The organism is Erwinia sp. S38 (assembly GCF_016624545.1).
GTDB classification, from domain to species: Bacteria; Pseudomonadota; Gammaproteobacteria; order Enterobacterales; family Enterobacteriaceae; genus Erwinia; species Erwinia coffeiphila.
Map to the genome: position 1 here is coordinate 12,590 of NZ_JACVTS010000026.1, position 24,428 is coordinate 37,017.

The window sequence follows — 24,428 nt, forward strand, 5'->3', positions numbered from 1 at the left end:
GGGTGCCATTTTTTTATTTGCGGTACAGTACCTTAATGATGTGGTAGCCGAACTGCGTATGCAGCGGGCCCTGCGGCTCGATCAGCGGGCAAGAGAACACCACTTTATCGAACGCCGGTACCATCGCACCCTGTTTGAACTCACCCAGATGTCCGCCTTTTTTCCCTGAAGGGCAGGTAGAGTGTTTCTTCGCCAGCTTTTCGAAATCACCACCCTGTTTCAGCTGTTCCAGCAGATCCAGTGCCAGTTTCTCTTCTTTAACCAGAATGTGCAGTGCTGCTGCCATTTTCGCCATGTTGCTCTCCAGAATATTTAGTCAGTCAGGCCCGCAGGCCGGATGGCGCTTACTATACCTGCTCACTCTTCCCGGCGCGACAGGCGCATTTGATGCTATCTGCACCGGTTGGCTGAATGATGATTTCATGATCATGTTCAGGACATGTTTTCAGGCAATCGTATGCACAGAATTGATTTATCTACCCTTCACTTTTCTTCCCGGTTTTGAACGGCTCCACTGCTCTACAGGCAGGCTTTCTTTGGTTATACTTCCTGCCTGTTTTATTAGTGGAATAATCAAGCTATGCGTCTTAATCCTGGTCAGCAACACGCCGTTGAATTTGTTACCGGACCCTGTCTGGTGCTGGCTGGAGCCGGATCGGGTAAAACGCGCGTGATTACCAATAAAATTGCGCATCTGATCCGCGAATGTGGCTATCAGGCCCGGCACATTGCTGCCGTGACCTTCACCAATAAAGCCTCGCGTGAGATGAAAGAGCGCGTGGCGCAGACGCTGGGCCGCAAAGAAGCGCGCGGACTGATGATCTCAACCTTCCACACCCTCGGGCTGGAGATCATCAAACGTGAATATGCCGCGCTGGGGATGAAGTCTAACTTTTCGCTGTTTGACGATCAGGACCAGCTGGCGCTGTTGAAAGATCTGACCGAGGAGTGGTTGGAGAACGATAAAAATCTGCTCCAGCTACTGACCTCGACGATCTCGAACTGGAAGAACGATCTGCTGGACCCGCCTCGTGCCGCCGCAGGCGCCCAGTCCGAGCGCGACAAGCTCTTTGCCCACTGCTACGCGCTGTATGACAAACACCTGAAATCCTGCAACGTGTTGGATTTCGACGATCTGATCCTGCTGCCCACGCTGCTGTTTCAGCGCAACCAGGAAGTCCGCGAGCGCTGGCAGCAACGCATTCGCTACCTGCTGGTGGATGAATATCAGGATACCAATACCAGCCAGTACGAGCTGGTTAAACTGCTGGTAGGCAACCGTGCGCGCTTTACCGTAGTCGGGGACGATGACCAGTCTATCTACTCATGGCGCGGGGCGAGGCCACAGAACCTGGTGCTGCTGAAAGAGGATTTCCCGGCGTTGCAGGTGATCAAGCTGGAGCAGAACTACCGTTCTTCGGAACGTATTCTGAAAGCGGCGAACATCCTGATCGCTAATAATCCGCACGTGTTTGAAAAACGCCTTTTCTCCGAGCTGGGTTACGGAGCGGAGTTGAAGGTGGTGATGGCTAACCATGAAGAGCACGAGGCCGAGCGGGTGGCGGGCGAGCTTATAGCACATCACTTTATTAATAAGACGCAGTATAAAGACTACGCCATTCTCTATCGCGGCAACCACCAGTCGCGGGTCTTTGAAAAAATGCTGATGCAGAACCGCATTCCCTACCGGATCTCCGGCGGTACTTCATTCTTCTCGCGTCCGGAAATCAAAGATCTGCTGGCCTATCTGCGGGTGCTGACCAATGCCGATGACGACAGCGCCTTTATGCGCATCGTTAATACGCCGCGGCGCGAAATTGGGTCGGCCACACTGCAAAAGCTGGGTGAATGGGCGATGCAGCGTAATAAGAGCCTGTTTACCGCCAGCTTTGATATGGGGCTGGGCCAGACGCTGACCGGCCGCGGTCTGGAGTCACTCCAGCGTTTCACCCACTGGCTGCAGGAGATCGCCAGGCTGGCGGAGCGGGAACCGGTTGCCGCCGTACGCGATCTGATCCACGGTATTGATTATGAGAGCTGGCTGTTTGAAACCTCCGCCAGCCCGAAAGCCGCTGAAATGCGCATGAAGAACGTCAATACGCTGTTCCAGTGGATGACGGAAATGCTCGAAGGCAGCGATATTGATGAACCGATGACGCTGACCCAGGTAGTTACGCGCTTCACCCTGCGCGATATGATGGAGCGCGGTGAGAGCGATGAAGAGGCCGACCAGGTGCAGCTGATGACGCTGCATGCCTCAAAGGGTCTTGAGTTCCCTTATGTGTATCTGGTGGGCATGGAAGAGGGACTGTTACCCCATCAGAGCAGTATTGATGAAAACAACGTTGAGGAAGAACGTCGTCTGGCCTATGTCGGCATCACCCGTGCGCAAAAAGAGCTGACTTTCAGTCTGTGCCGCGAACGCCGTCAGTACGGTGAGCTGATTCGCCCGGAGCCCAGCCGCTTTTTACTGGAACTGCCGCAGGATGATCTGCAGTGGGAGCGAGAACGCAAGGTGGTGAGTGCGGAAGAGCGGATGCAAACCGGCCAAAGTCGGGTAGCCGGTCTGCGAGCGATGCTGGATAAAGCGAAGAAATAATACGACCGTCAGACGACGGTCAGATGCCAGTGTACATAGCTCTGCCAGTGGACTTCCTGTTCCAGCAGTTCGGCGCGAAGCGGATGCGCCTGCAGCCAGCCTGCGGGTAGCGTGAGGCTCAGCGTATCATCATCGGCCTGTAAACGAACGGCTGGCAGCGTGTTATCCCGACGGCGGCTGGAGAAGATAATCGCCAGGCGTAGCAGACGGCACAGGCGTTCCGCCACGCGCGGCGGTACGGCATTCTGCTGACTTAACAGTGCCAGATCGATACCGTTGACCTGGTTTTGCAGCAGGGTGGCCAGCAGTTTTTTCTGCGCAGGCGTAAAGCCCGGCAGGTCCAGATGACGTACCAGATACGCGGAATGCTGCGGAGCCTGGCGGAAATCGACGCTCAGGCCGATTTCATGGATCAGGCAGGCGCTTTCCAACAGGTCGCGGCTCAGATCGTCCAGCTTCCAGCTGTTGCTCACCTGACGGGTGAAGCTTTCTGCCAGCTGGCGCACGCGATCGGCCTGCTCAACATCGATAGCGAAGCGGCGCTGAATATTGTGCAACGTGCGTTTACGGATATCACGATCGACCGGAAGATGCAGCATGCCGTACACCAGGCCCTCGCGCAGTGCGCCACCGGCCAGCGTCATGCTGCTGATATTCAGTTCGGTGAAAATGGCAATCAGTATCGACAGCCCGCTTGGAAACACCAGAGCGCGCTCCAGCGTCAGGCCTTCAATTTCCAGCTCTTCCAACTTTCCGCACTGAATGGCGCGCTGTTTAAGCTGCTGCAGTTTGTTCAGGGTAATGCGTTCATCCATTCCCTGCGCCATCATAATTTCCTGTAGCGCCTGCACGGTGCCGGAAGCACCGACACAAACCTGCCAGCCCTGCTCACGCAGAATGCTTGCTACCGGACGGATCATTTCACGCGCAGCCTCTTCGGCCTGGGCGAAATTTTCTTTTCCCAGATGGCGGTCGGTAAAATAACGCTCCAGCCAGGTGACGCAACCCATCGACAGACTGAACAGCGAGGTCGTTTGCGAACCTTTACCGGTGACCAGTTCCGTACTGCCGCCGCCAATATCCACCACCAGGCGTTTATCGGACCCGCCGGTAGTATGAGCGACGCCCTGATAGATCAGCCGAGCTTCCTCCTCACCACTGATTACATTAATCGGGCAATTGAGGATTTGCTGAGCCTTAACCAGGAAACTGTCGGCGTTGACGGCGATACGCAGTGTGGCAGTGGCCACAACGCGGATCTGCTCCGGGGGAATATCCTGCAGCTGTTCTGAAAACAGCCGCAGACACTGCCAGCCGCGCTCCATCGCTTCTTCAGAAAGCTGGCTGCTGCCATCAAGACCTGCAGCAAGACGCACTTTACGCTTGATGCGAGCGATGGTCTGGATACTGCCAGCCACCTCGCGCACCACCAACATATGAAAACTGTTCGATCCCAGATCGATTGCAGCATAGAGTGATGACGCGCTGAGCATAGAGACGTTAACCTGAGCGTTTGCGGTTAGGGTTTCGCGGTGCGCTACCACGGCGATTGTTATTTCCCCCACGACGCAGGTTGTTGCCTGTGCGGTTGCGGGTTAAGCGTTTTGGCGGCGGCAGTTCACTCATCAGCGCATCGCTGTTATAGCGGCTGACCGGAATGCTGTGACCAATATATTCTTCAATCGCCGGCAGATTCAGCGCGTACTCTTCACAGGCCAGGCTGATTGAGTGCCCATTTGCGCCAGCGCGACCGGTACGTCCGATGCGATGAACGTAATCTTCGCGATCGTCAGGCAGATCGTAGTTAAACACGTGCGTTACCGCAGGAATGTGTAAACCACGGGCGGCTACGTCAGTCGCAACCAGGATATCCACGTCACCTTTGGTGAAATCGTCCAGAATACGCAGGCGTTTTTTCTGAGCCACATCACCGGTCAGCAGGCCTACGCGATGACCATCGGCAGCCAGATGGCCCCAAATATCTTCGCAGCGGTGCTTGGTATTGGCGAAAATAATCGCCCGGTCAGGCCACTCTTCTTCCAGCAGCGTTTGCAGCAAACGCATTTTTTCTTCGTTGGAAGGGTAGAACAGCTCTTCCTTAATACGGTGCCCGGTTTTCTGCTCTGGCTCGACCTCAACGTACTCGGCGTTGTTCATGTTTTCGAAGGCCAGCTCGCGCACACGGAACGACAGCGTGGCGGAGAACAGCATATTCAGGCGCTGGTTCGCGGCAGGCATGCGGCGGAACAGCCAGCGGATATCTTTGATGAAGCCGAGATCGAACATACGATCGGCTTCGTCAAGGACGACGACCTGGATAGCACCTAAATTAACGTGATTTTGTTTCGCATAATCGATTAAACGGCCCGTGGTGCCAATCAGAATATCAACACCGCTTTCCAGCACTTTCAGCTGCTTATCATAACCATCGCCACCGTAGGCAAGGCCGAGTTTTAGCCCGGTAACCTGCGCCAGTGGTTCCGCATCCGCGTGGATCTGAACGGCCAGTTCACGCGTCGGAGCCAGGATCAGCGCGCGCGGTTGGTTAACCTGGCGGCCTTCCGGTGCAGGGTGAGAAAGAAGATGATGAAACGTTGACGTTAAAAACGCCATCGTTTTGCCCGTACCGGTTTGCGCCTGACCTGCTACATCACGCCCGGAGAGCGTAAAAGGTAATGCCAGCGCCTGAATAGGCGTGCAATTATGAAACCCTTTATTATCAAGAGCTTCAATGACCTGAGGATGCAGGGCGAAGTCGGAAAACTTCTTTTCGGTTAAGTGTGTTTTGCTCATAGTGTGGTAGAATATCAGCTAAGTATTGCTTTACGAAAGCATATCCGTTGAAATAAAAGCAGTGAAATTGTTAATCTGATGCTGCTTAATGCTACATCATCAAGATCAAGATAATCCCCCTGGAGTAAACATGAGCGCTAAAATTGTTCACCTGTCCGATGATAGCTTCGAAACTGATGTCCTGAAAGCTGATGGTTTAACGCTGGTAGACTTCTGGGCAGAATGGTGTGGCCCTTGCAAGATGATTGCCCCAATCCTGAATGAAGTTGCCGAAGAGTATGAAGGCAAGCTGACTATTGCCAAGCTCAACATTGATGAGCATCCGGCTACAGCGCCTAAGTACGGCATTCGCGGTATCCCAACATTGCTGCTGTTTAAAGGTGGCGAAGTCATCGCGACTAAAGTTGGCGCACTGTCTAAAGGTCAGCTTAAAGAGTTCCTGAACGCGAACCTGGGCTAATCATGCTTTGCCGGCGCCTGGCGGTTTGTAATTTTTCTCAGACCGCTAGACGCCCTGCATTAAGCGTGCTAAGTTAAATCTGCTGCACGACGAACTTACCTGTAGTTTGAATCTTTAGAATTATCCCTTGTTGAATACTGTATTCGTCTAAATCTTACAGACATTCGACAATCTGACGGTTAGCATCAATTGAATTCCGGCGTCTTTCTACACCGTCTCCTCGTTTCGGATCTGCGTTTTCCTGTACGTGATCATCGAGCGGACTTTAGAACAGAGTGCCATTTAACAGGCATGGACCTTTTGCCATACTATTCACGACAAACAGTTCAAGATTTACCCCGAGTTTAAGAACCCACCATTATGAATCTTACCGAATTAAAAAATACGCCGGTTTCTGACCTGATCACTCTCGGCGAAAACATGGGGCTGGAAAACCTGGCGCGTATGCGCAAACAGGATATTATTTTCGCCATCCTCAAGCAGCATGCTAAAAGTGGCGAAGATATCTTCGGCGATGGCGTACTCGAGATACTCCAGGATGGATTTGGTTTCCTCCGTTCCGGAGACAGTTCCTACCTCGCAGGCCCCGATGACATCTACGTTTCCCCCAGCCAAATCCGCCGCTTCAACCTCCGCACTGGTGACACAATCTCTGGGAAGATCCGTCCACCAAAAGAAGGTGAGCGTTACTTTGCGCTGCTGAAAGTTAACGAAGTTAACTACGACAAACCGGAAAATGCGCGTAGCAAAATCCTGTTTGAAAACTTAACTCCGCTGCATGCGAACTCTCGTCTGCGTATGGAGCGTGGTAACGGGTCTACCGAAGACCTTACCGCACGCGTGCTGGATCTGGCATCGCCGATTGGCCGTGGCCAACGTGGCCTGATCGTGGCACCGCCGAAAGCTGGTAAAACCATGCTGCTGCAGAATATCGCGCAGAGCATCGCTTACAACCATCCTGACTGTGTGCTGATGGTGCTGCTGATTGACGAGCGTCCGGAAGAAGTGACCGAGATGCAGCGTCTGGTTAAAGGTGAAGTGATTGCTTCTACCTTTGACGAGCCGGCATCACGCCACGTGCAGGTTGCTGAAATGGTGATCGAGAAGGCTAAGCGCCTGGTTGAGCATAAAAAGGATGTCATCATCCTGCTGGACTCCATCACCCGTCTGGCGCGTGCCTACAACACCGTTGTTCCTGCCTCTGGTAAGGTACTGACCGGTGGTGTGGATGCGAACGCCCTGCATCGTCCAAAGCGTTTCTTCGGTGCTGCGCGTAACGTTGAAGAGGGCGGAAGCCTGACCATCATCGCTACCGCGCTGGTCGATACCGGTTCTAAAATGGATGAAGTTATCTATGAAGAATTCAAAGGTACCGGCAACATGGAGCTGCACCTCGCGCGTAAAATCGCTGAGAAGCGCGTGTTCCCTGCAATCGACTATAATCGTTCAGGTACGCGTAAAGAAGAGCTGCTTACCACATCCGAAGAGCTGCAGAAAATGTGGATATTGCGCAAAATCATTCATCCAATGGGTGAAATCGACGCAATGGAATTCCTCATTAACAAACTGGCGATGACCAAAACCAACGACGAATTCTTCGACATGATGAAACGTTCGTAATGGTTTGATGATGCTTTGAAAGCGGTGCGCTGCTGAAGCGCTGCCGTTTTCGTTGTCCTCGCCAAAAAACAAACTCGGGTAACGCCACGCTTAGTCGTGGCGTTTTTTGTTTTTGACCTATACGCTAGCCGGTTAAGGGAGAACTAAACCTGGTGTATGGTTCAGGACTGCAATTAAACGAGGTTAATTTTTGCTCGTCCTGGTCGATAAAATCAGAATTACACGGATGATTATGGCACTATTTTTGCTTATAACATTACGCAATTCTTCGCAGAGAGCTGATTAATGTGAATTTACTCAATATGAGTACTGAGCTTGCACTGACTTTTGTTTTTTCGCTGGCGTTTCTATTTTTTGCCCGCAAGGCCGCTAAAAAAATTGGGCTGGTGGACAGACCCAACTATCGCAAGCGTCATCAGGGTGTGATCCCGCTGGTCGGTGGTATTTCCGTGTTTGCCGGCAGCTGCTTCGCTTTTGCCATTTCCGATTATTACATCCCCCATTTTAGCCTCTATCTGGTATGTGCAGGCTGCCTTGTCCTGGTCGGTGCACTCGACGATCGCTTTGATATTAGTGTAAAAATTCGCGCCGTGGTTCAGGCTGGCGTCGCCGTGGTAATGATGGTGAAGGCCAAACTGTATTTGTTCAGCCTTGGCCATATTTTTGGCCCCTGGGAGCTGGTTGTTGGCCCATTTGGCTACGTACTGACGCTGTTTGCCGTCTGGGCTGCGATCAACGCTTTTAATATGGTTGACGGTATCGACGGTCTGCTGGGGGGCCTTTCCTGCGTTTCATTTATGGCGATGGGCATCATCCTGCTGTTTGACGGCCAGACCAGCCTGGCGATGTGGTGTTTCACGATGATCGCGGCCATTGTCCCCTATATTCTGCTCAATCTCGGCATGTTTGGTGGTCGTTATAAAGTCTTTATGGGCGACGCCGGTAGCACCTTGATCGGCTTCACGATCATCTGGATTCTGCTGGCCGCAACTCAGGGTGAAAGCCATCCGATTACCCCGGTTACCGCGCTGTGGTTGATCGCTATTCCTTTGATGGATATGGTCGCTATTATGTATCGCCGTCTGAGCAAAGGAATGAGCCCATTCTCGGCAGATCGCCAGCATATTCATCACCTTATAATGCGTGCGGGCTTCACCTCACGACAGGCGTTTATGCTGATTACGCTGGCCGCAGCGCTGCTGGCAGCGATTGGGGTACTGGGTGAATATCTGAGTTTTACCCCGGAATGGGTCATGCTGATCCTGTTTTTGCTGGCTTTTATGCTGTATGGCTACTGCATAAAACGCGCCTGGCGCGTTGCGCGAATGATCAAACGTGTAAAGCGTCGCCTGCGTAATAACAATAATGACAGCTAAGCTTTTTAACTGATTGATAGATGCCCTGACGATAAGGAAATGATGTATGACCCATCCTGTTGCTGCCGATAACGAGCTGGATATTCGCGGTCTTTGCTGTGCGCTATGGCGCGGTAAATTCTGGATTATTGGTGGAGGTGTGCTGTTTGCTCTGCTGGCCTGGCTCTACACGCTGGTGGTCACGCCGAAATGGAGTACCACGGCGATTACCGATCGGCCGACGGTCAACATGCTGTCCGGCTTCTACTCCCAGCAGCAGTTCCTCAATAACCTGGATCAGCGCGCCGGAAATATTAACCTGAACGCACCGCAGCCAACCGTCATGGATGAGGCTTACCAGGAATTTATCATGCAGCTTGCGGCCTGGGACACCCGACGCGACTTCTGGCTGCAGTCCGATTACTACAAGCAGCGCCAAACCGGGAGCGCGCGTGAAAATGCCGCGTTATTGGATGAGTTGATTGCCAATATCCAGTTCCAACCGTCAGATGCGGCGAAAAACATCAATGACACCGTTAAGCTGGTGGCTGAAACCTCAGGGGATGCCAATACGCTGCTGCGCGAGTACGTGGCTTTCGCCAATGGACGCGCAACGACGCATCTGAATGAAGAGCTGGCCGGCGCATGGGCGGCGCGCAGCATCCAGCTAAAAGCGCAGATCAAACGTCAGGAAGCGGTCGCTACCGCGATTTACGATCGTGAGATCCACAGCGTTGAGCAGGCGCTAAAGATTGCTCAGCAGCAGGGTTTCGAGCAGACGAAAACCGATACGCCTTCCGAGCAGCTACCGGATTCCGAGCTGTTCCTGCTGGGGCGGCCCATGCTGCAGGCGCGGCTGGAAAACCTGCGCGCCAGCGGACCTTCTTACGATGTTGAGTACGACCAGAACCGTGCCATGCTGGCTACGCTCAATGTTGGCCCAACCCTGGTTAAAGCATTCCAGACCTGGCGCTATCTGCGTACGCCGGAAGAGCCGGTAACCCGCGACAGCCCGCGTCGTCTGTTATTGATGATCATGTGGGGGGCAGTAGGTGTCCTGACTGGCGCCGGGACCGCGCTGATACGCCGACCTCGCAAAGGTCATGTTGTTAATCAACGGACCAATTGAGAGAGCGACGGTGAAAGTATTAACGGTTTTTGGCACGCGCCCCGAGGCAATTAAAATGGCCCCGCTGGTCCATGCGCTGGCGCAGGATCACGAAATAGAGTCCCGCCTGTGCGTTACTGCCCAGCATCGCGAAATGCTGGATCAGGTGTTGCATCTGTTCTCACTGGTGCCGGATTACGATCTGAATATCATGCGCCCGGGACAGGGGCTGACTGAAATCACCAGCCGCATCCTTGAAGGGCTGAAAACGGTGTTTGCCGACTTCACTCCCGACGTGGTGCTGGTGCATGGCGATACCACCACCACGCTGGCTGCCAGCCTGGCGGCGTTTTATCACCGTATCCCCGTCGGGCATATCGAAGCGGGTTTACGCACCGGAGATCTCTACTCTCCCTGGCCTGAAGAGGCTAACCGCACGCTGACCGGGCACCTTGCCAGCTACCATTTTGCACCGACCGAACGTTCCAGGCAGAACCTGGTACGTGAAAATCTGCCTGACTCGCGTATTTTTGTTACGGGCAATACGGTCATTGATGCGCTGTTCTGGGTGCGGGATCGTGTGCTAAGCGATGAAAAGCTGCGAAACGGTCTGGCGGCCAGATACCCTTTTCTCGATGCCGATAAAAAGCTGTTGCTGGTCACCGGACACCGCCGGGAAAGCTTTGGCGGTGGTTTTGAGCGTATCTGTAACGCACTGGCTGAAATCGCCCGTCTGCATCCGCAGCTGCAAATTGTTTATCCGGTCCACCTCAATCCGAACGTCAGCGAGCCGGTGAATCGTATCCTTAAAGGCATCGACAACATCATTCTGATAGAGCCGCAGGAGTACCTGCCGTTTGTCTGGCTGATGGACAGGGCCTGGCTGATCCTCACCGATTCAGGAGGCATCCAGGAAGAAGCGCCGTCGCTGGGTAAACCGGTGCTGGTGATGCGCGATGCCACTGAACGTCCCGAAGCGATTGAGGCCGGTACGGTCAGGCTGGTGGGGACCGATGGCGCTAAAATAGTCAGTGAAGTGACCCGCCTGCTGACCGATGAGGCAGCCTGGCAAACAATGAGTCACGCACATAATCCCTACGGCGACGGGCTCGCCTGCCAGCGCATCGTGCAGGCATTAAAAAATAATCGGATTACATTATGAATTTCAACACCATTTCAGTTATCGGCCTGGGGTATATCGGCCTGCCAACCGCTGCGGCTTTTGCCTCACGCCAGAAGCAGGTTATCGGCATTGACGTTAATGCCCACGCAGTGGATACCATCAACCGTGGTGAAATCCATATTGTTGAACCTGACCTCGATCGGGTGGTGAAAACCGCCGTTGAGGGGGGATTCTTACGTGCCGCCACCCGGCCGGAACCCGCTGACGCTTTTCTGATCGCCGTTCCTACGCCGTTTGAGGGCGACCATCAGCCCGATATGTCCTATGTCCGTGCCGCTGCGGCCTCGGTTGCGCCGGTGCTGAAGAAAGGCGATCTGGTGATCCTGGAGTCCACGTCGCCGGTCGGTGCCACCGAGCAGATGGCCGAATGGCTGGCCGGCGAACGCCCCGATCTGACCTTCCCGCAGCAGGCGGGCGACGCGTCGGATATCCACATCGCCTACTGCCCGGAGCGCGTGCTGCCGGGGCAGGTCATGATTGAGCTGTTTAAAAACGATCGGGTCATCGGCGGCATGACCGCCACCAGTTCGCAGCGTGCCTGTGACCTGTACAACCTGTTCCTTGAAGGTGAGTGCGTGGTGACCAACGCCCGTACCGCGGAAATGTGCAAACTCACCGAGAACAGCTTCCGCGACGTTAACATCGCCTTCGCCAACGAACTTTCGCTGATTTGCGCCGAGCAGCAGATTAATGTCTGGGAGCTGATCCGCCTGGCTAACCGCCATCCGCGGGTGAATATCCTGCAACCGGGACCGGGCGTCGGCGGCCACTGTATTGCCGTCGATCCCTGGTTTATCGTCGCGCAAAACCCCCAGCAGTCGCGTTTGATCCGCACCGCGCGTGAAGTCAACGATGCTAAACCCCACTGGGTACTGGAACAGGTGAAGCAGCGGGTAGCAGAGTGCCTGATGGCCAGCGATAAGCGTGCCAGCGACCTGAAAATTGCCTGCTTCGGTCTGGCGTTTAAACCGGACATCGACGATCTGCGGGAAAGCCCTGCGATGCATGTCACCCGACTGATTGCCGACTGGCATCAGGGCAGTACGCTGGTGGTGGAGCCGCACGTACACCAGCTACCGGAAAAACTGCGCGATAAGGTCACGCTGCTGGCGCTGGACGATGCGCTTCAGCAGGCAGATGTGCTGGTGATGCTGGTCGATCACCGCCAGTTTAAAGCCATCAGGCCGGAAGCCGTGCAGCAGAGCTATATCGTCGATACCAAAGGCGTGTGGCGATGATTAACCCATTCGCTTTTCCTGCCCGTGGAGGTGCGTATGTTTGCCACGCTTAAACCTCTCGCCTGGGAAAATGCATTTTTCGGTCAGCAAAGTGCCCTGCTGGAATTGCAGGGCGAAACGCCGCTGGATATCGCCGCACTGGATGACTGGCCGCTGGTACAGGTGAAAGTCCTGGCACAGCAAAGTGCCGAGCTGGATGCGCTCAGCGCCCTGGGCTTCAGCATGGTGGAGGGCGAGGCGGACTGCGTGCTGGGCATCACCCCCGCCGAGCGCCCGACCGGTATTCGCATCGCCCGCGCCGAACATATTCCGGCCCTGCGGCAGGCGGCGAGTGAAGCCTTTATCTGGAGCCGCTTTCGTGCGCCCTGGTTTGCCGTGGGCGACAGCGGACGCTTCTACGCGCAGTGGATTGAGAATGCCGTTCGCGGCACTTTCGACCATCAGTGCCTGCTGGCGGTGGATGAGCAGGGTGCTATGCAGGGCTTTGTCTCTCTGCGCGAGCTGGAAGACCGGACGGCGCGCATTGGGCTACTGGCCGTGCTGCCCGCTTATCAGGGATTAGGGATTGGCCAGCGGCTGATGGATGCGGCAAATGACTGGTGCCGCGCCCGGCGTCTGACCCGACTTCACGTTGCAACGCAGCTGGGTAACCTTGCAGCGCTGCGCCTCTATCTTCGCTGCGGTGGCGTGATTGAACGTACCGCCTACTGGTTATACAGGAAAACGCCATGATCCCGTTTAACGCACCACCGGTGGTGGGAACTGAACTTGAATATATGCAGTCGGCCATGGGCAGCGGTAAGCTGTGCGGCGATGGCGGCTTTACCCGCCGCTGCCAGCAGTGGATGGAACAGCGGTTTGGCAGCAGTAAGGTGCTGCTGACCCCGTCCTGTACCGCCTCGCTGGAAATGGCCGCGATCCTGATCGACATCCAGCCCGGCGATGAAGTGATTATGCCGAGCTACACGTTTGTCTCTACCGCCAATGCCTTCGTTCTGCGCGGCGCCACCATTGTCTTTATCGACGTGCGCCCGGATACGATGAATCTTGACGAGACGCTGATTGAAGCAGCGATCACCGAGCGCACTAAGGCAATTGTCCCGGTCCACTATGCCGGCGTAGCCTGCGAGATGGACACCATCATGGCGCTGGCGAAGAAACATAAACTCTGGGTGATTGAAGATGCCGCGCAGGGCGTGATGTCGACGTATAAAGGCCGCGCGCTGGGCACCATTGGCCATATCGGCTGCTTCAGCTTCCACGAAACGAAGAACTACACCGCCGGGGGCGAGGGCGGAGCGACGCTGATTAACGATGCGGCGCTGGTTGAGCGTGCGGAAATCATCCGCGAAAAAGGCACTAACCGCAGCCAGTTCTTCCGTGGGCAGGTGGACAAATATACCTGGCGCGACATCGGCTCCAGCTATCTGATGGCCGATTTACAGGCCGCCTATCTCTGGGCGCAGCTGGAGGCGGCGGAGCGCATCAACCAGCAGCGTTTACACCTCTGGCAAAATTATTACACCGCGCTGGAACCGTTCGCTGCGCGTGGACGGATCTCTCTGCCGGGCATCCCGGCAGACTGCGAGCACAACGCACATATGTTCTACCTGAAGCTGCGTGATAACGACGACCGTACCACGTTGATTTCCTGGCTGAAAGAGGCCGAAATCATGGCGGTGTTCCACTACATCCCGCTGCACAGTTCGCCTGCCGGGCAGCGCTTTGGCCGTTTCCACGGCACCGATCGCTATACCCAGCAGGACAGTGACCGCCTGCTGAGGCTGCCGCTGTTCTATAACCTTTCTGATAATAATCAGAAAACGGTAATTGGCTCCTTACGCAGCTATCTTTCCTGATATGTCGCTGGCCAGAGCTTCCGTGTGGACCGCCGCGTCCACGCTGATTAAGATTGCCGCCGGGTTGCTGGTGGTAAAGATGTTGGCGGTGTCGTACGGCCCGTCGGGCGTGGGGCAGGCGGGTAACTTCCGCCAGCTGATTACCGTGCTGGGCGTGCTGGCCGGAGCAGGGATCTTCAACGGCGTGACCAAGCTGGTGGCGCAGCATCAGCAGCAGCCGAAGGAGCTGCGTGCGGTGACCGGCACGGCGTCGGCGATGGTTCTCGGGTTCTCGCTGCTGCTGGCGGTCGGTTTCCTGCTGTTTGCCGCCCCCATCAGCCAGGCGCTGTTTGATGATGTGAAGTACCAGCAGGTGATTCGTATCGTGGCGTTTTTACAGCTGGGCATCGCCTGGGCTAACCTGGCGCTGGCGATCGTCAAAGGCTTCCGCGATGCGGCCGGTAATGCGCTGGCGCTGATTGTGGGCAGCATCATCGGCGTGGCGGCATGGTTTGTCTGCTACTGGTTGGGCGACTACAGCGGCGCGCTGGTTGGGCTGGCGATGGTGCCTGCGCTGGTGATGATCCCGGCGATGGCGGTGCTGGCCCGTCGTGACCATCTGCCGATGCGCTATCTGCTACCGGTGTGGCAGCCGCAGTATGCCCGTCAGCTCGGCAAGTTTACGGTGATGGCGCTGATTACCGCCGTCACGCTGCCGGTAGCGTGGGTGATGATGCGGAATCTGCTACAGGAACATGCGGGCTGGGAGCAGGTAGGGCTGTGGCAGGGGGTGAGCAGCATCTCCGACGCTTATCTGCAGTTTATTACCGCTTCGTTTAGCGTCTGGCTGCTGCCAACGCTGGCGAGACTGGAGAATAAAGCGGATATTTCTCGGGAGATCATTCGCGCGCTGCGCTTTGTTCTCCCGGCGGTAATGGCGGCCAGTTTTTGCGTCTGGCTGCTGCGCGACTTTGCCATCTGGCTGCTGTTCTCCAGCCAGTTTACCGGCATGCGCGACCTGTTTGTCTGGCAGCTGATTGGCGATGTGCTGAAGGTCGGCTGCTACGTCTTCGGCTATCTGGTGATCGCGAAGGCATCACTGCGTTTTTACATTCTGACCGAAGTGAGCCAGTTTATCCTGCTCACTGGATTTTCCCGCTGGCTGATCCCGCTGCACGGTGCGGCAGGGGCAGCGCAGGCATATATGGCGACCTATATCGCTTACTTTGCGCTCTGTGCAGGCGTATTTACTCTCTACCGTAGACGATAATGACCACAGTAATCCATCTTTTAGGCTCGGATATACCGCATCATAATCAGACGGTTCTGGGCTTTTTTAACCAGGTAATTTATGACGTGGTGCCCACGAAGGTTCCGCGTCAGTTCTGGCTGGTGTCAAACCAGCCCTCTGTGGCTGAGCAGTATCCCCGGCTGCAAATTTGCGTGTTTGCCGATAAAAGCGCGCTGGCCGAAGCGGTCATCGATCTGGCCCGTCGGCAGCGTGAAACGCGCTTCTTCTGCCACGGCCAGTTTAACCCTAAGCTTTGGCTGGCGCTGCTGGCGGGGAAGATTTCGCGCTCACAGCTCTACTGGCATATCTGGGGAGCGGATCTGTACGAGGATGCGACCAGCCTGAAATTCCGCCTGTTCTATCTGCTGCGTCGGCAGGCGCAGAAGCGCGTGGCGCAGGTGTTTGCTACACGGGGTGACATCAATCATTTCCATCAGCGCCACCCGCGCGTGCCCGCGTCGCTGCTCTATTTCCCAACGCGCCTGGCGCAGAATGTCCCTGTCGCTCAGCCTCATCAAGGCCCACTGACGATCCTACTGGGCAATTCGGGCGACGCCAGCAACCGGCATATCCAGGCGCTACAGGAGATCCATCAGCAGTTCGGCGATGAAGTGAAGGTTGTCGTGCCGCTGGGCTATCCGGCGAATAATGACGTCTATATCTCCCGCGTGCGTGCTGCAGCCGATGCGCTGTTTACCTCCGGTCAGGTACAGCTGCTGACGGAGAAAATTGAATTCAGTGACTATCTGCAGCTGATCTCCGGCTGCGATCTCGGCTGGTTTATCTTTGAACGCCAGCAGGGGATCGGCACGCTGTGCCTGCTGATTCAGGCCAACATTCCGTTTGTCCTGAATCGTAAAAACCCGTTCTGGCAGGATCTGGTTGAGCAGCAGGTGCCGGTACTGTTTACCGGTGACGCGCTGGATTCCGCAACGGTCAGCGAGGCGCAGCGGCAGCTGAGCCTGATGGATAAGCAGCAGATTGCCTTTTTTGAACCGGGCTATCTGGCGGGCTGGCAGCAGGCACTGCGGCTGGTTGAGGGAGAAAGCGTATGAGTTTATTAGAATTTTCCGGGCTGTTGGTGGTCTGGCTGCTGGGCGCTGGATTTATCCTGACGCTGACCTGGCGCGAGTTCCGCCGGGTGCGGTTCAATTTTAATGTTTTCTTCTCGCTGCTGTTCTTGCTGACCTTCTTCTTTGGTTTTCCGTTTACCAGCGTGCTGGTGTTTGGCTTTAACGTCGCCGTGGTGCCGCCGGAATTCCTGCTACAGGCGTTGCTGGCGGCGAGCTGCTTCTATGCCATCTACTTCGTAAGCTATAAAACCCGGCTGCGGGCACGCAGCACCAGGCCACCGCGGCAGGTGTTCACCATCAACCGGGTGGAGGCGAATCTGAGCTGGATATTGCTGGCGCTGGTCGCGCTGGGCACGGTCAGCGTGTTCTTCATGCACAACGGCTTCCTGCTGTTCAAACTGCACAGCTACAGTCAGATTTTCTCGGCGGATGTTTCGGGCGTTGCCCTGAAGCGTTTCTTCTACTTCTTTATCCCGGCGATGCTGGTGGTCTACTTCCTGAAGCAGGATTTTCGCAGCTGGCTGCTGTTTTTAGTCAGTACCGTTGCCTTCGGATTGCTGACCTATGTGATTGTGGGCGGTACGCGCGCCAACATTATTATCGCCTTCGCCCTGTTCCTGTTTATCGGCATTATCCGCGGCTGGATCACCCTGTGGATGCTGATGTTGGCGGGCGTCGGCGGTATTGTCGGCATGTTCTGGCTGGCGCTGAAACGCTATAACCTGGATGTGAGCGGCTCGGAGGCGTTTTACACCTTCCTCTACCTCACCCGCGATACGTTCTCGCCGTGGGAGAATCTGGGGTTACTGCTGCAAAACTACGACAAAATCAGTTTCCAGGGGCTGGCACCGATCGTACGGGATTTCTACGTATTCATTCCCAGCTGGCTGTGGCACGGTCGCCCGTCACTGGTGCTGAACAGTGCGAACTACTTTACCTGGGAAGTACTGGATAACCACTCCGGTCTGGCGATATCACCGACGGTTATTGGCTCACTGCTGGTCATGGGCGGCGCGCTGTTTATTCCACTCGGTGCCGTTGCGGTCGGGCTGATTATTAAATGGTTTGACTGGCTGTATGAAAAAGGCCAGCAGGAACAGAACCGCTATAAGGCCGCGATCCTGCAAAGCTTCTGCTTTGGTGCGGTGTTTAACATGATTGTACTGGCGCGAGAAGGTCTGGATGCGTTTGCTTCCAGAGTGGTGTTCTTCTGTGTCATTTTTGCGGTCTGCGTGGTGGTGGCGAAGCTGCTGTACTGGTTACTGGATAGCGCGGGCTTAGTCCGCGACCGTACCGGTATTCGCCCGCTCGCCGCACAGCCGGATGCGGCAAGCGGGCCGTTTTGATTTCAGACTTAAGGTAAATACCATGCATGCCTCTGTAACCGTGCCGCAGTATCAAATTCGTGGCCTGTCGCTGGCCGGGTTTCGCGATATGGCGGAGTTTGTTGATTACCTCAATCAGGATGGAAAGCTGAAGAGTGGAACGTTGGTAGCGATCAATGCGGAAAAGGTTTTGACGGCGGAAAATGATGCCGAAATCTTTAATCTCATTACCGCTGCCGAATATCGCTATGCCGACGGCATCAGCATTGTGCGTTCGATTCGTAAGAAGTACCCGCAGGCTCAGGTATCCCGGATTGCCGGGGCCGATCTGTGGGAAGCACTCATGGAGAGGGCCGGGCGCGAGGGTACGCCGGTGTTTCTCATTGGCGGGCGTCCTGACGTGCTTGAGCAAACCCAGGATAAACTGCGCCGTCAGTGGAATGTGAATATCGTGGGGGCGCAGGATGGCTATTTCACGCCTGACCAGCGCGATGCACTGCTGGCGCGTATCGTTGCCAGCGGAGCAAAGCTGGTCACGGTGGCAATGGGATCGCCTCGGCAGGAGCTGCTAATGCGTGACTGCAAGGCTTTTTATCCGGATGCGTTGTATATGGGTGTGGGGGGCACCTACGATGTGTTTACCGGCCACGTTAAACGCGCCCCCAGAATTTGGCAAAAAATGGGTCTGGAGTGGCTCTATCGCTTACTTTCACAACCGTCGCGTCTTAAACGCCAGCTCAGACTGCTGAAATATCTCAACTATCACTGGAAAGGCGATCTTTAATTCTGGATAAATTGCGACGGTAATTCGTTGCTGCCGTGGTTTTTCCGTCCGAAAAGGCGGAAAAATGCTGCGAGTTTAGACGGAATGCACAAAGCGTAATCAAACGCGTTTTTTTGTGAAAAAAGCACTGGACAGGTAAGGCTCCTGTCCGTAGTATGCACATCCGCAACGGCGCTACGCGCCCGTAGCTCAGCTGGATAGAGCGCTGCCCTCCGGAGGCAGAGGTCTCAGGTTCGAATCCTGTCGGGCGCGCCATTAAGTTTGTGCGCAAGAGCTGCGGTGGTATCATTACCGCGTTATAAGTAGTAAGTAGTAAGTAGTAAGTAGTAAGAAGTCGGAAGTAGTTGTGGTGGCTATAGCTCAGTTGGTAGAGCCCTGGATTGTGATTCCAGTTGTCGTGGGTTCGAGTCCCATTAGCCACCCCAGATTTTGTTGAATGCGAAGGTGGCGGAATTGGTAGACGCGCTAGCTTCAGGTGTTAGTGTTCTTACGGACGTGAGGGTTCAAGTCCCTCTCTTCGCACCACAAAATCTTTAAGTGAAAAGAAGTTATGTTCGGCGAGTAGCGCAGCTTGGTAGCGCAACTGGTTTGGGACCAGTGGGTCGGAGGTTCGAATCCTCTCTCGCCGACCAATTTTAAAATCCTGCAGTAGCGGGGTTTTTGCTTAAAGCCTGAGGGTTTTGAGCGATGCAGTAAGGTAGTACAGTTCGGCGAGTAGCGCAGCTTGGTAGCGCAACTGGTTTGGGACCAGTGGGTCGGAGGTTCGAATCCTCTCTCGCCGACCAATTAAGAAACCTGCTTGAAAAAGCAGGTTTTTTTCGTCTTTAATTTAGCCATTTTTATCTTACGGTTTCCCCCTTCTTAGTAATACCTGCCATACCTGCTATTTTCGTTCGCACGATACACATTTGAATTTCGTCCATATCGGATTGAGCCAGTGGCGTGCACACTCTCTTCTATACAAACACTCCCCTATCTAATGATGTTTGCCGTTCTCACTAATTTTGCTTTTTGTCTCCAACTTGAGACATGTAATGCATTGTTTTTAAATAGATTTACCTAACTATGCAGTGGTTGTCTCCATCTGGAGACGCTTTATCAAGGCTGGTGTCCGTTTTTGACGACGGCGGTGGGAGATGAAGTAATGCTAAAAATGACATTAAAAGTGATAAAAATCATAGCAGTAGAATATTAGGAATTATGGAAGTGCCATTCTGGCACAGGCTGTGCAACACTATAACTGTAGATGCTCATTCCACCCCTTATGTTTGCTGATGCTTCATAAACCTGGGAATGACGCAGAGCCACTTTACGGTACCCGTTGTCCAGCCAGCCAATATCGCTAACGCCTTATTGGAATCCAGGGCACAACGTTGAGTCGGGTACCAATCGGTTGTCTTAACCGACCTGATCGTTACACCTGTCCTTGGGCAGGTGTTTTTTTTTGCCCTAAGCGAAAAAAACCGCTATCTCAGAAAGATAGCGGTTTGATCAACCCGCAAACAGCAGCGCCACAACGAAGAGTCCGTGACGCTTCAGCCGTGGCTCAGGAATTATTTTTCAGCGTCAGCAGCAAACCTTCACGTCGCATTTCCGCAGCTTCTGCCGGCTTGTGTTGACGGTCCAGCGTGTCAGCCAGCCAGGCATAGTCAAACGCGTCAGGCCGCTGCTGTAGCGCAGCGCGGAAGGCTTCGCTGGCCTGTTCCCACTCACCGTGCTGCATCAGCAGCTGCCCCAGCGTGCTGTGGAGCAGCGGCGTGGCACCGTGCTGCTTGATCTGCTGGCGGAGGGCTTTTTCCAGCTGCTCTGGATTGCCGGACTTCAGGCGCGGCATCAGCAGAACCAGGCGTTCATCATACTGGCGCTTAAGGCCGTCCAGTACAATTTGCTGCGCGGTCTCATGGTCGTCACAGACGATAAGATGATCCGCCATTGCCACCTGCAGTGCGGTTTCATGCCGCGTTTTACGGCTCTGATTTTGCCACCAGCGTTTCAGACCATCGCTGCCCTGATCGGCCATTGCCTGATTCATCAGGCCCAGCCAGGCCTGCTGCTGTAGAGCGATACGATGGTTGTCGTCGCCGAGCTTCACTTTCTCCATCGCAGGCAGAATATCCAGCAGCGCGCTCCAGGCACCGGTGCGGATATAGGCCTGTTCCGCCAGACGTAGCACTTCCGGATGGCGCGGGGCGATCTCCAGAAGACGGTCGATCCCGTGACGTGCGGCATGATCCTCATTGCGCGCCAGCTGAATACGCACGCGGGTAATCTCCACCGGCAGCGGATCGCCATCGTTTAGTTCGGTAGCGCGTTCAAGATGCTGATTGGCTCGTGCTTCATCACCGCGCTGCTGTGCTGCTTCAGCCGCCAGCAGATAATTGATCATCGGCTGTTCTGCATGATCGGCATTGCGCGAAAGCAGTTTTTCAACCTGCTGATGGTCGCCTTCCGCCAGTTTCACCAGTGCGGCCTGAGTCTGTCGGCGCGCGCTGCGGCGCTTCCTGCCGGTAAACCAGCCACGAGTGCGAGCTCCGGTGCGGAAAATGCGACGTAGCAGCCACTCAATACCCAGGATCACCAGCAGTGACAGGATCAAAATAATCACCATGCCGGTCACGCTGGTTTCAATATTCCAGTTATCGGTCTGAATCAGCACGTAGCCCTGATGACCCGCGATCATTGGGCCGAGAACAACACCGGCAATCAACAGCAGAAACAGTAGAAGAACTTTTAACATCGTTATTCTCCCTGCGGCTGTGGAGTGGCCGGAGTCGCAGCGGGCTGCGCCAGCAGGTTACGCACACGTGTCTGCATCAGCTTATCAAGCAGCGGCTGGCTCTCCAGTGAGTCAGGAACATCCATTGAGACGCTTTGCTGGCTGAGTTCATCCAGCTGATCGAGGAAGGCTTTGGTATTGGCATCGTTAGTGTCATACCAGGCGCGAACCCAGCCGGACACGGTATCAATCGACTGTTTATAGATCTCATCCTGATGACGCGGCACGGCCTGTGCGGCAATCAGCAGACGTGAACGGATATTCTCACGCAGATAGACATCCTGGTTTGGTGCCAGCAGGGGTTCTGCAGTGGCATCGCGGCGGCGGATGGTAATAAAGTCATCCATGAAGTTATGCCAGCTTTTTACCAGATTTTGCCGCCATTCACGCAAAGATGACGACAGTTCGCTGCTGTTCGCGTCCATCGGCGCATCGTCGTTATCATTATCGGCAAGGCGCAGGTTGTCAATGCCGTTAGACAGCTGGTTCAGCTTGAGGATGATGCCATCATAGTCAACCTGGCTGAGTGCAGAAAGGGTGCTGATATCGTGAGTGAGTGCACGGCGTGCCTCGAGCAGGCTCGGATCGTTCATGTCGGCCAGGCTGGCATCGGCACTTTTTAGCAGCGCCGCCGCCGTTGTGACATCCTGATCGCTCCACAGCTTGCGGCCAGCCATTTTGACCAGGTAATCCGCCTGTGACAGCATCCAGGTATGCACGTCGTTCCCGGAGATGGTCGCCACTTTTTGTTTCAGTTCATCCAGCTGCTGGCTCAGTGCGGCCTGCTGCTGCTGAGCGGTATCCAGCGCCCGGGTTTGCGCCGAAAGTTGCTCGATCAGCGACTGCTTATCGCGGGTAGACTGCTGCTGTAAATCGGCAATTTGAGCGGCAAGCGCCTGGCGCGCTTCTTCCTGCTGCGCGGCCTGATGTTTGCCATTCAGCCACAGGCCAACACCCAGTGCTAATGCAATGGCAATTGCCACCGCGCCTAAAACGACGCCGTGATTTTTTGATTTATCCGAAGGCGGCTGCCCGGAGGTTGAGTCTTTAACCTCAGAGGTAACATCTTCAACCATGGCGGAGGAATCTTTTTGTTCCGTCATAATGGCTCATCCCATATTTAAGTGTGATATACCTTAATCTTCCCGCTCGCGAAATCTTAAGAGTATAAGTCCAGTGCGCGCAGCAGCGCGTCATTATCGGCACCCCCGGCGACACAGACGTTCGCCCAGCCCAAATCCCTGGCCAGAGTGGCTAAACGTTCACTGACGACCACCAGCCGACAGTGCAATAACCATGCATCCCGGTCGATGACGGGAAACAGGGCGTAGAGCTGTTGCAGCATTTCTCCACTGGTCACCACCAGCGTATCAATCCCGCGATCTCGCCATCTGCGGCCTTCTTCAGCACCGTGATAATGCTTTGCACAACGTTGATAGCATTCAATAAACTCTACCTGAGCACCACGGTTATGCAAAGTTTCCCCCAGCAATTCACGGCCACCGTTACCGCGCAGTATTAGCGCTTTCCTGCCGGCGACCTGCTGAAGCTCAGGCAATTGGATCAAAATTTCACTGATTTCCTGCTCGTGCGGCCAGACGACCGAATGTCCGCTTACCGCGTGCATCGCCAACGCCGTGCTACGGCCTATTGCATAATAGTTCAGACTGGCGGGCCAGGTCTTGCCAACCTGCGTTATCGCCGGATTAGCATAGTGAATGGCATGCTGGGAAAGGATAAAGACCAGATCGTCTGGCCTGAGTGCATCAAGCCGCGAGGGAAGGAGATCGAGCTGACTCCCCGGAGTGAATTCAATCAGAGGGAACGCCCAGGCAGCCTGCCCGCGGCTACGCAGCCTGCTGACCAGTTGGTCAGCGGCCGGTGACGGGCGGGTGACCAGGATATTCATGCTGGCGGATTTCCCTGATAAACTTCAGCCAGAATCTCCCTGGCGCCGTTGTCCAGCAACTCTTCTGCCAGTGAGATCCCCATCTGTTCTGCATCGCCGCGTGGGCCTCGACGCTCACCGCAAATCATCCGACTGCCGTCCGGTGAACCGACCAGGCCACGCAGCCATAGTTGATCCCCTTCCAGCACCGCATAGCTGCCAATCGGCACCTGACAACCGCCTTCCAGACGCGTGTTCATTGCTCGCTCGGCACGAACCCGGCAGGCTGTATCTGCATCATTCAGTGCAGCCAGCAGGCTAATGGTTTCGGTATCGTCAAGGCGGCACTCAATGCCGACTGCACCCTGACCGACGGCGGGCAGCGATTCTTCAGCGGGCATAACCTGGCGGATTCGATCGCCCAGCCCAAGACGCTTCAGACCGGCTACGGCAAGAATAATGGCATCATATTCACCGGCATCCAGCTTGCCCAGGCGAGTACCGACGTTGCCGCGCAGAGAGCGGATCACCAGGTCCGGGCGACGGGCACTAATCTGGCACTGACGGCGCAAGCTTGAGGTGCCAACAATCGCGCCATGTGGCAGTGCATCAACGGAAGCATAATGATGAGAGACAAAAGCATCATGCGGGTCTTCACGCTCGCAGATGGTCACCAGGCCCAGCCCTTCCGGGAATTCAACCGGTACATCTTTCATTGAATGCACGGCGATATCGGCGCGATCGGTGAGCATTGCCTGCTCAAGTTCTTTAACGAACAGCCCTTTACCGCCCACTTTAGCCAGTGGGGTATCAAGGATCACATCGCCGCGTGTAACCATAGGCACCAGCTCAACGCGCAGCCCGGGATGGCAGGCGATCAGGCGCTGCTGTACATATTCTGCCTGCCATAAGGCCAGGGGGCTTTGTCTGGTTGCTATTCTTAAAATTTTGTCTGACATGCTCAATACCGTTTTGATCGTTCATTGATTATCCTATCATTTAACCGCGAAGGCTGTCAGTGAATAGCATTTAAACGACCGTCTGGAGAAGCATCGCGATGGTTTGGCGCAAAAATGTGCTAAACTGTTAACTAGCGC

The 24,428-nt window shown here is 55.1% G+C and carries 20 protein-coding genes and 5 tRNA genes; 18 read left to right on the plus strand and 7 right to left on the minus strand.

Translation table 11 applies throughout. The annotated features are described in order from the left end of the window. Nucleotides 1-13 precede the first annotated feature (13 nt). Nucleotides 14-295, minus strand: a complete 282-nt coding sequence (gene ppiC, locus IBT46_RS22845) for a peptidylprolyl isomerase PpiC (protein ID WP_105595124.1) — start codon at nucleotides 293-295, stop codon at nucleotides 14-16. A gap of 285 nt (nucleotides 296-580) precedes the next feature. Between ppiC and rep the strand changes: the two genes are divergently transcribed. After that, nucleotides 581-2,599: a DNA helicase Rep gene (gene rep / locus IBT46_RS22850; RefSeq protein WP_200547527.1), complete on the plus strand. Its 2,019-nt coding sequence runs from the start codon at nucleotides 581-583 to the stop codon at nucleotides 2,597-2,599. Between the two features lie 8 nt (nucleotides 2,600-2,607). Here the strand turns inward: rep and gppA are convergent, their stop codons facing one another. Continuing rightward, a complete protein-coding gene (gene gppA / locus IBT46_RS22855) occupies nucleotides 2,608-4,092 on the minus strand; it encodes a guanosine-5'-triphosphate,3'-diphosphate diphosphatase (protein WP_200547573.1) in 1,485 nt (494 codons plus the stop codon). A gap of 7 nt (nucleotides 4,093-4,099) precedes the next feature. Further along, nucleotides 4,100-5,392 (minus strand): ATP-dependent RNA helicase RhlB, encoded by a 1,293-nt coding sequence (gene rhlB, locus IBT46_RS22860; protein WP_105595129.1) that lies wholly within the window; start codon nucleotides 5,390-5,392, stop codon nucleotides 4,100-4,102. 130 nt (nucleotides 5,393-5,522) lie between these two features. Here rhlB and trxA point away from each other — a divergent pair, with 130 nt between their 5' ends. The 17 genes from trxA (at nucleotide 5,523) to IBT46_RS22945 (ending at nucleotide 19,452) form a co-directional block, all read left to right on the plus strand. Next, nucleotides 5,523-5,852, plus strand: a complete 330-nt coding sequence (gene trxA, locus IBT46_RS22865) for a thioredoxin TrxA (RefSeq protein ID WP_105595130.1) — start codon at nucleotides 5,523-5,525, stop codon at nucleotides 5,850-5,852. Between the two features lie 360 nt (nucleotides 5,853-6,212). Next, complete coding sequence (rho, locus tag IBT46_RS22870; RefSeq protein WP_105595131.1) at nucleotides 6,213-7,472, plus strand: transcription termination factor Rho; 1,260 nt, start codon at nucleotides 6,213-6,215, stop codon at nucleotides 7,470-7,472. A gap of 287 nt (nucleotides 7,473-7,759) precedes the next feature. After that, nucleotides 7,760-8,848: a UDP-N-acetylglucosamine--undecaprenyl-phosphate N-acetylglucosaminephosphotransferase gene (gene wecA / locus IBT46_RS22875; protein ID WP_200547528.1), complete on the plus strand. Its 1,089-nt coding sequence runs from the start codon at nucleotides 7,760-7,762 to the stop codon at nucleotides 8,846-8,848. A 46-nt stretch (nucleotides 8,849-8,894) separates the two neighbouring features. Next, nucleotides 8,895-9,956: an ECA polysaccharide chain length modulation protein gene (wzzE, locus tag IBT46_RS22880; protein ID WP_200547529.1), complete on the plus strand. Its 1,062-nt coding sequence runs from the start codon at nucleotides 8,895-8,897 to the stop codon at nucleotides 9,954-9,956. Nucleotides 9,957-9,966: 10 nt separating this feature from the next. Beyond that, nucleotides 9,967-11,097 carry a non-hydrolyzing UDP-N-acetylglucosamine 2-epimerase gene (gene wecB, locus IBT46_RS22885; RefSeq protein ID WP_200547530.1) on the plus strand — a complete coding sequence of 377 codons (1,131 nt, stop codon included), beginning with the start codon at nucleotides 9,967-9,969 and terminating at the stop codon, nucleotides 11,095-11,097. Beyond that, nucleotides 11,094-12,356: a UDP-N-acetyl-D-mannosamine dehydrogenase gene (gene wecC / locus IBT46_RS22890; RefSeq protein WP_200547531.1), complete on the plus strand. Its 1,263-nt coding sequence runs from the start codon at nucleotides 11,094-11,096 to the stop codon at nucleotides 12,354-12,356. The genes wecB and wecC overlap by 4 nt, the downstream gene beginning before the upstream one ends. Before the next feature lie 36 nt (nucleotides 12,357-12,392). Continuing rightward, nucleotides 12,393-13,088, plus strand: coding sequence for a dTDP-4-amino-4,6-dideoxy-D-galactose acyltransferase (rffC, locus tag IBT46_RS22895; RefSeq protein ID WP_234480254.1), 696 nt, complete (start codon nucleotides 12,393-12,395; stop codon nucleotides 13,086-13,088). Further along, nucleotides 13,085-14,215: a dTDP-4-amino-4,6-dideoxygalactose transaminase gene (gene rffA, locus IBT46_RS22900; RefSeq protein WP_200547533.1), complete on the plus strand. Its 1,131-nt coding sequence runs from the start codon at nucleotides 13,085-13,087 to the stop codon at nucleotides 14,213-14,215. The genes rffC and rffA overlap by 4 nt, the downstream gene beginning before the upstream one ends. A 1-nt stretch (nucleotide 14,216) precedes the next feature. Further along, nucleotides 14,217-15,464 (plus strand): lipid III flippase WzxE, encoded by a 1,248-nt coding sequence (gene wzxE / locus IBT46_RS22905; RefSeq protein WP_200547574.1) that lies wholly within the window; start codon nucleotides 14,217-14,219, stop codon nucleotides 15,462-15,464. Next, nucleotides 15,464-16,540, plus strand: a complete 1,077-nt coding sequence (locus tag IBT46_RS22910) for a TDP-N-acetylfucosamine:lipid II N-acetylfucosaminyltransferase (RefSeq protein WP_200547534.1) — start codon at nucleotides 15,464-15,466, stop codon at nucleotides 16,538-16,540. Before wzxE ends, IBT46_RS22910 begins: the two co-directional genes overlap by 1 nt. Further along, complete coding sequence (wzyE, locus tag IBT46_RS22915) at nucleotides 16,537-17,904, plus strand: ECA oligosaccharide polymerase (RefSeq protein ID WP_200547535.1); 1,368 nt, start codon at nucleotides 16,537-16,539, stop codon at nucleotides 17,902-17,904. Before IBT46_RS22910 ends, wzyE begins: the two co-directional genes overlap by 4 nt. A 22-nt stretch (nucleotides 17,905-17,926) precedes the next feature. Next, entirely contained in the window at nucleotides 17,927-18,667 is a 741-nt protein-coding gene (wecG, locus tag IBT46_RS22920; RefSeq protein WP_105595141.1) for a lipopolysaccharide N-acetylmannosaminouronosyltransferase, read from the plus strand. 178 nt (nucleotides 18,668-18,845) lie between these two features. After that, nucleotides 18,846-18,922: transfer RNA gene (locus tag IBT46_RS22925), tRNA-Arg, on the plus strand. 94 nt (nucleotides 18,923-19,016) lie between these two features. After that, nucleotides 19,017-19,092 (plus strand) — tRNA-His (locus IBT46_RS22930). Between the two features lie 13 nt (nucleotides 19,093-19,105). Next, nucleotides 19,106-19,192, plus strand: a tRNA-Leu gene (locus tag IBT46_RS22935). 30 nt (nucleotides 19,193-19,222) lie between these two features. Beyond that, a tRNA-Pro gene (locus IBT46_RS22940) sits at nucleotides 19,223-19,299 on the plus strand. 76 nt (nucleotides 19,300-19,375) lie between these two features. Further along, nucleotides 19,376-19,452 (plus strand) — tRNA-Pro (locus tag IBT46_RS22945). A 761-nt stretch (nucleotides 19,453-20,213) separates the two neighbouring features. Here the strand turns inward: IBT46_RS22945 and hemY are convergent. The 4 genes from hemY to hemC are packed head-to-tail and all read right to left on the minus strand — an operon-like array spanning nucleotide 20,214 to nucleotide 24,290. Beyond that, nucleotides 20,214-21,404: a protoheme IX biogenesis protein HemY gene (hemY, locus tag IBT46_RS22950; RefSeq protein ID WP_200547536.1), complete on the minus strand. Its 1,191-nt coding sequence runs from the start codon at nucleotides 21,402-21,404 to the stop codon at nucleotides 20,214-20,216. 2 nt (nucleotides 21,405-21,406) lie between these two features. Then, nucleotides 21,407-22,546, minus strand: a complete 1,140-nt coding sequence (gene hemX / locus IBT46_RS22955; protein WP_200547537.1) for a uroporphyrinogen-III C-methyltransferase — start codon at nucleotides 22,544-22,546, stop codon at nucleotides 21,407-21,409. Nucleotides 22,547-22,602: 56 nt separating this feature from the next. After that, nucleotides 22,603-23,352 carry a uroporphyrinogen-III synthase gene (hemD, locus tag IBT46_RS22960; protein ID WP_200547538.1) on the minus strand — a complete coding sequence of 250 codons (750 nt, stop codon included), beginning with the start codon at nucleotides 23,350-23,352 and terminating at the stop codon, nucleotides 22,603-22,605. After that, nucleotides 23,349-24,290 carry a hydroxymethylbilane synthase gene (hemC, locus tag IBT46_RS22965; protein ID WP_200547539.1) on the minus strand — a complete coding sequence of 314 codons (942 nt, stop codon included), beginning with the start codon at nucleotides 24,288-24,290 and terminating at the stop codon, nucleotides 23,349-23,351. Before hemC ends, hemD begins: the two co-directional genes overlap by 4 nt. Nucleotides 24,291-24,428 lie beyond the last annotated feature (138 nt).

Excerpts from the sequence above, each read along its gene's own strand:
- wecG (WP_105595141.1), top strand. The coding sequence starts at position 17,927 with ATGCATGCCTCTGTAACCGTGCCGCAGTATCAAATTCGTGGCCTGTCG.
- rffC (WP_234480254.1), top strand. The coding sequence starts at position 12,393 with ATGTTTGCCACGCTTAAACCTCTCGCCTGGGAAAATGCATTTTTCGGT.
- ppiC (WP_105595124.1), bottom strand. The coding sequence starts at position 295 with ATGGCGAAAATGGCAGCAGCACTGCACATTCTGGTTAAAGAAGAGAAA.
- rhlB (WP_105595129.1), bottom strand. The coding sequence starts at position 5,392 with ATGAGCAAAACACACTTAACCGAAAAGAAGTTTTCCGACTTCGCCCTG.
- wzzE (WP_200547529.1), top strand. The coding sequence starts at position 8,895 with ATGACCCATCCTGTTGCTGCCGATAACGAGCTGGATATTCGCGGTCTT.
- rho (WP_105595131.1), top strand. The coding sequence starts at position 6,213 with ATGAATCTTACCGAATTAAAAAATACGCCGGTTTCTGACCTGATCACT.
- hemY (WP_200547536.1), bottom strand. The coding sequence starts at position 21,404 with ATGTTAAAAGTTCTTCTACTGTTTCTGCTGTTGATTGCCGGTGTTGTT.
- IBT46_RS22910 (WP_200547534.1), top strand. The coding sequence starts at position 15,464 with ATGACCACAGTAATCCATCTTTTAGGCTCGGATATACCGCATCATAAT.
- wzxE (WP_200547574.1), top strand. The coding sequence starts at position 14,217 with ATGTCGCTGGCCAGAGCTTCCGTGTGGACCGCCGCGTCCACGCTGATT.
- rep (WP_200547527.1), top strand. The coding sequence starts at position 581 with ATGCGTCTTAATCCTGGTCAGCAACACGCCGTTGAATTTGTTACCGGA.
- rffA (WP_200547533.1), top strand. The coding sequence starts at position 13,085 with ATGATCCCGTTTAACGCACCACCGGTGGTGGGAACTGAACTTGAATAT.
- hemD (WP_200547538.1), bottom strand. The coding sequence starts at position 23,352 with ATGAATATCCTGGTCACCCGCCCGTCACCGGCCGCTGACCAACTGGTC.
- trxA (WP_105595130.1), top strand. The coding sequence starts at position 5,523 with ATGAGCGCTAAAATTGTTCACCTGTCCGATGATAGCTTCGAAACTGAT.
- wecC (WP_200547531.1), top strand. The coding sequence starts at position 11,094 with ATGAATTTCAACACCATTTCAGTTATCGGCCTGGGGTATATCGGCCTG.
- gppA (WP_200547573.1), bottom strand. The coding sequence starts at position 4,092 with ATGCTCAGCGCGTCATCACTCTATGCTGCAATCGATCTGGGATCGAAC.
- wzyE (WP_200547535.1), top strand. The coding sequence starts at position 16,537 with ATGAGTTTATTAGAATTTTCCGGGCTGTTGGTGGTCTGGCTGCTGGGC.
- hemX (WP_200547537.1), bottom strand. The coding sequence starts at position 22,546 with ATGACGGAACAAAAAGATTCCTCCGCCATGGTTGAAGATGTTACCTCT.
- hemC (WP_200547539.1), bottom strand. The coding sequence starts at position 24,290 with ATGTCAGACAAAATTTTAAGAATAGCAACCAGACAAAGCCCCCTGGCC.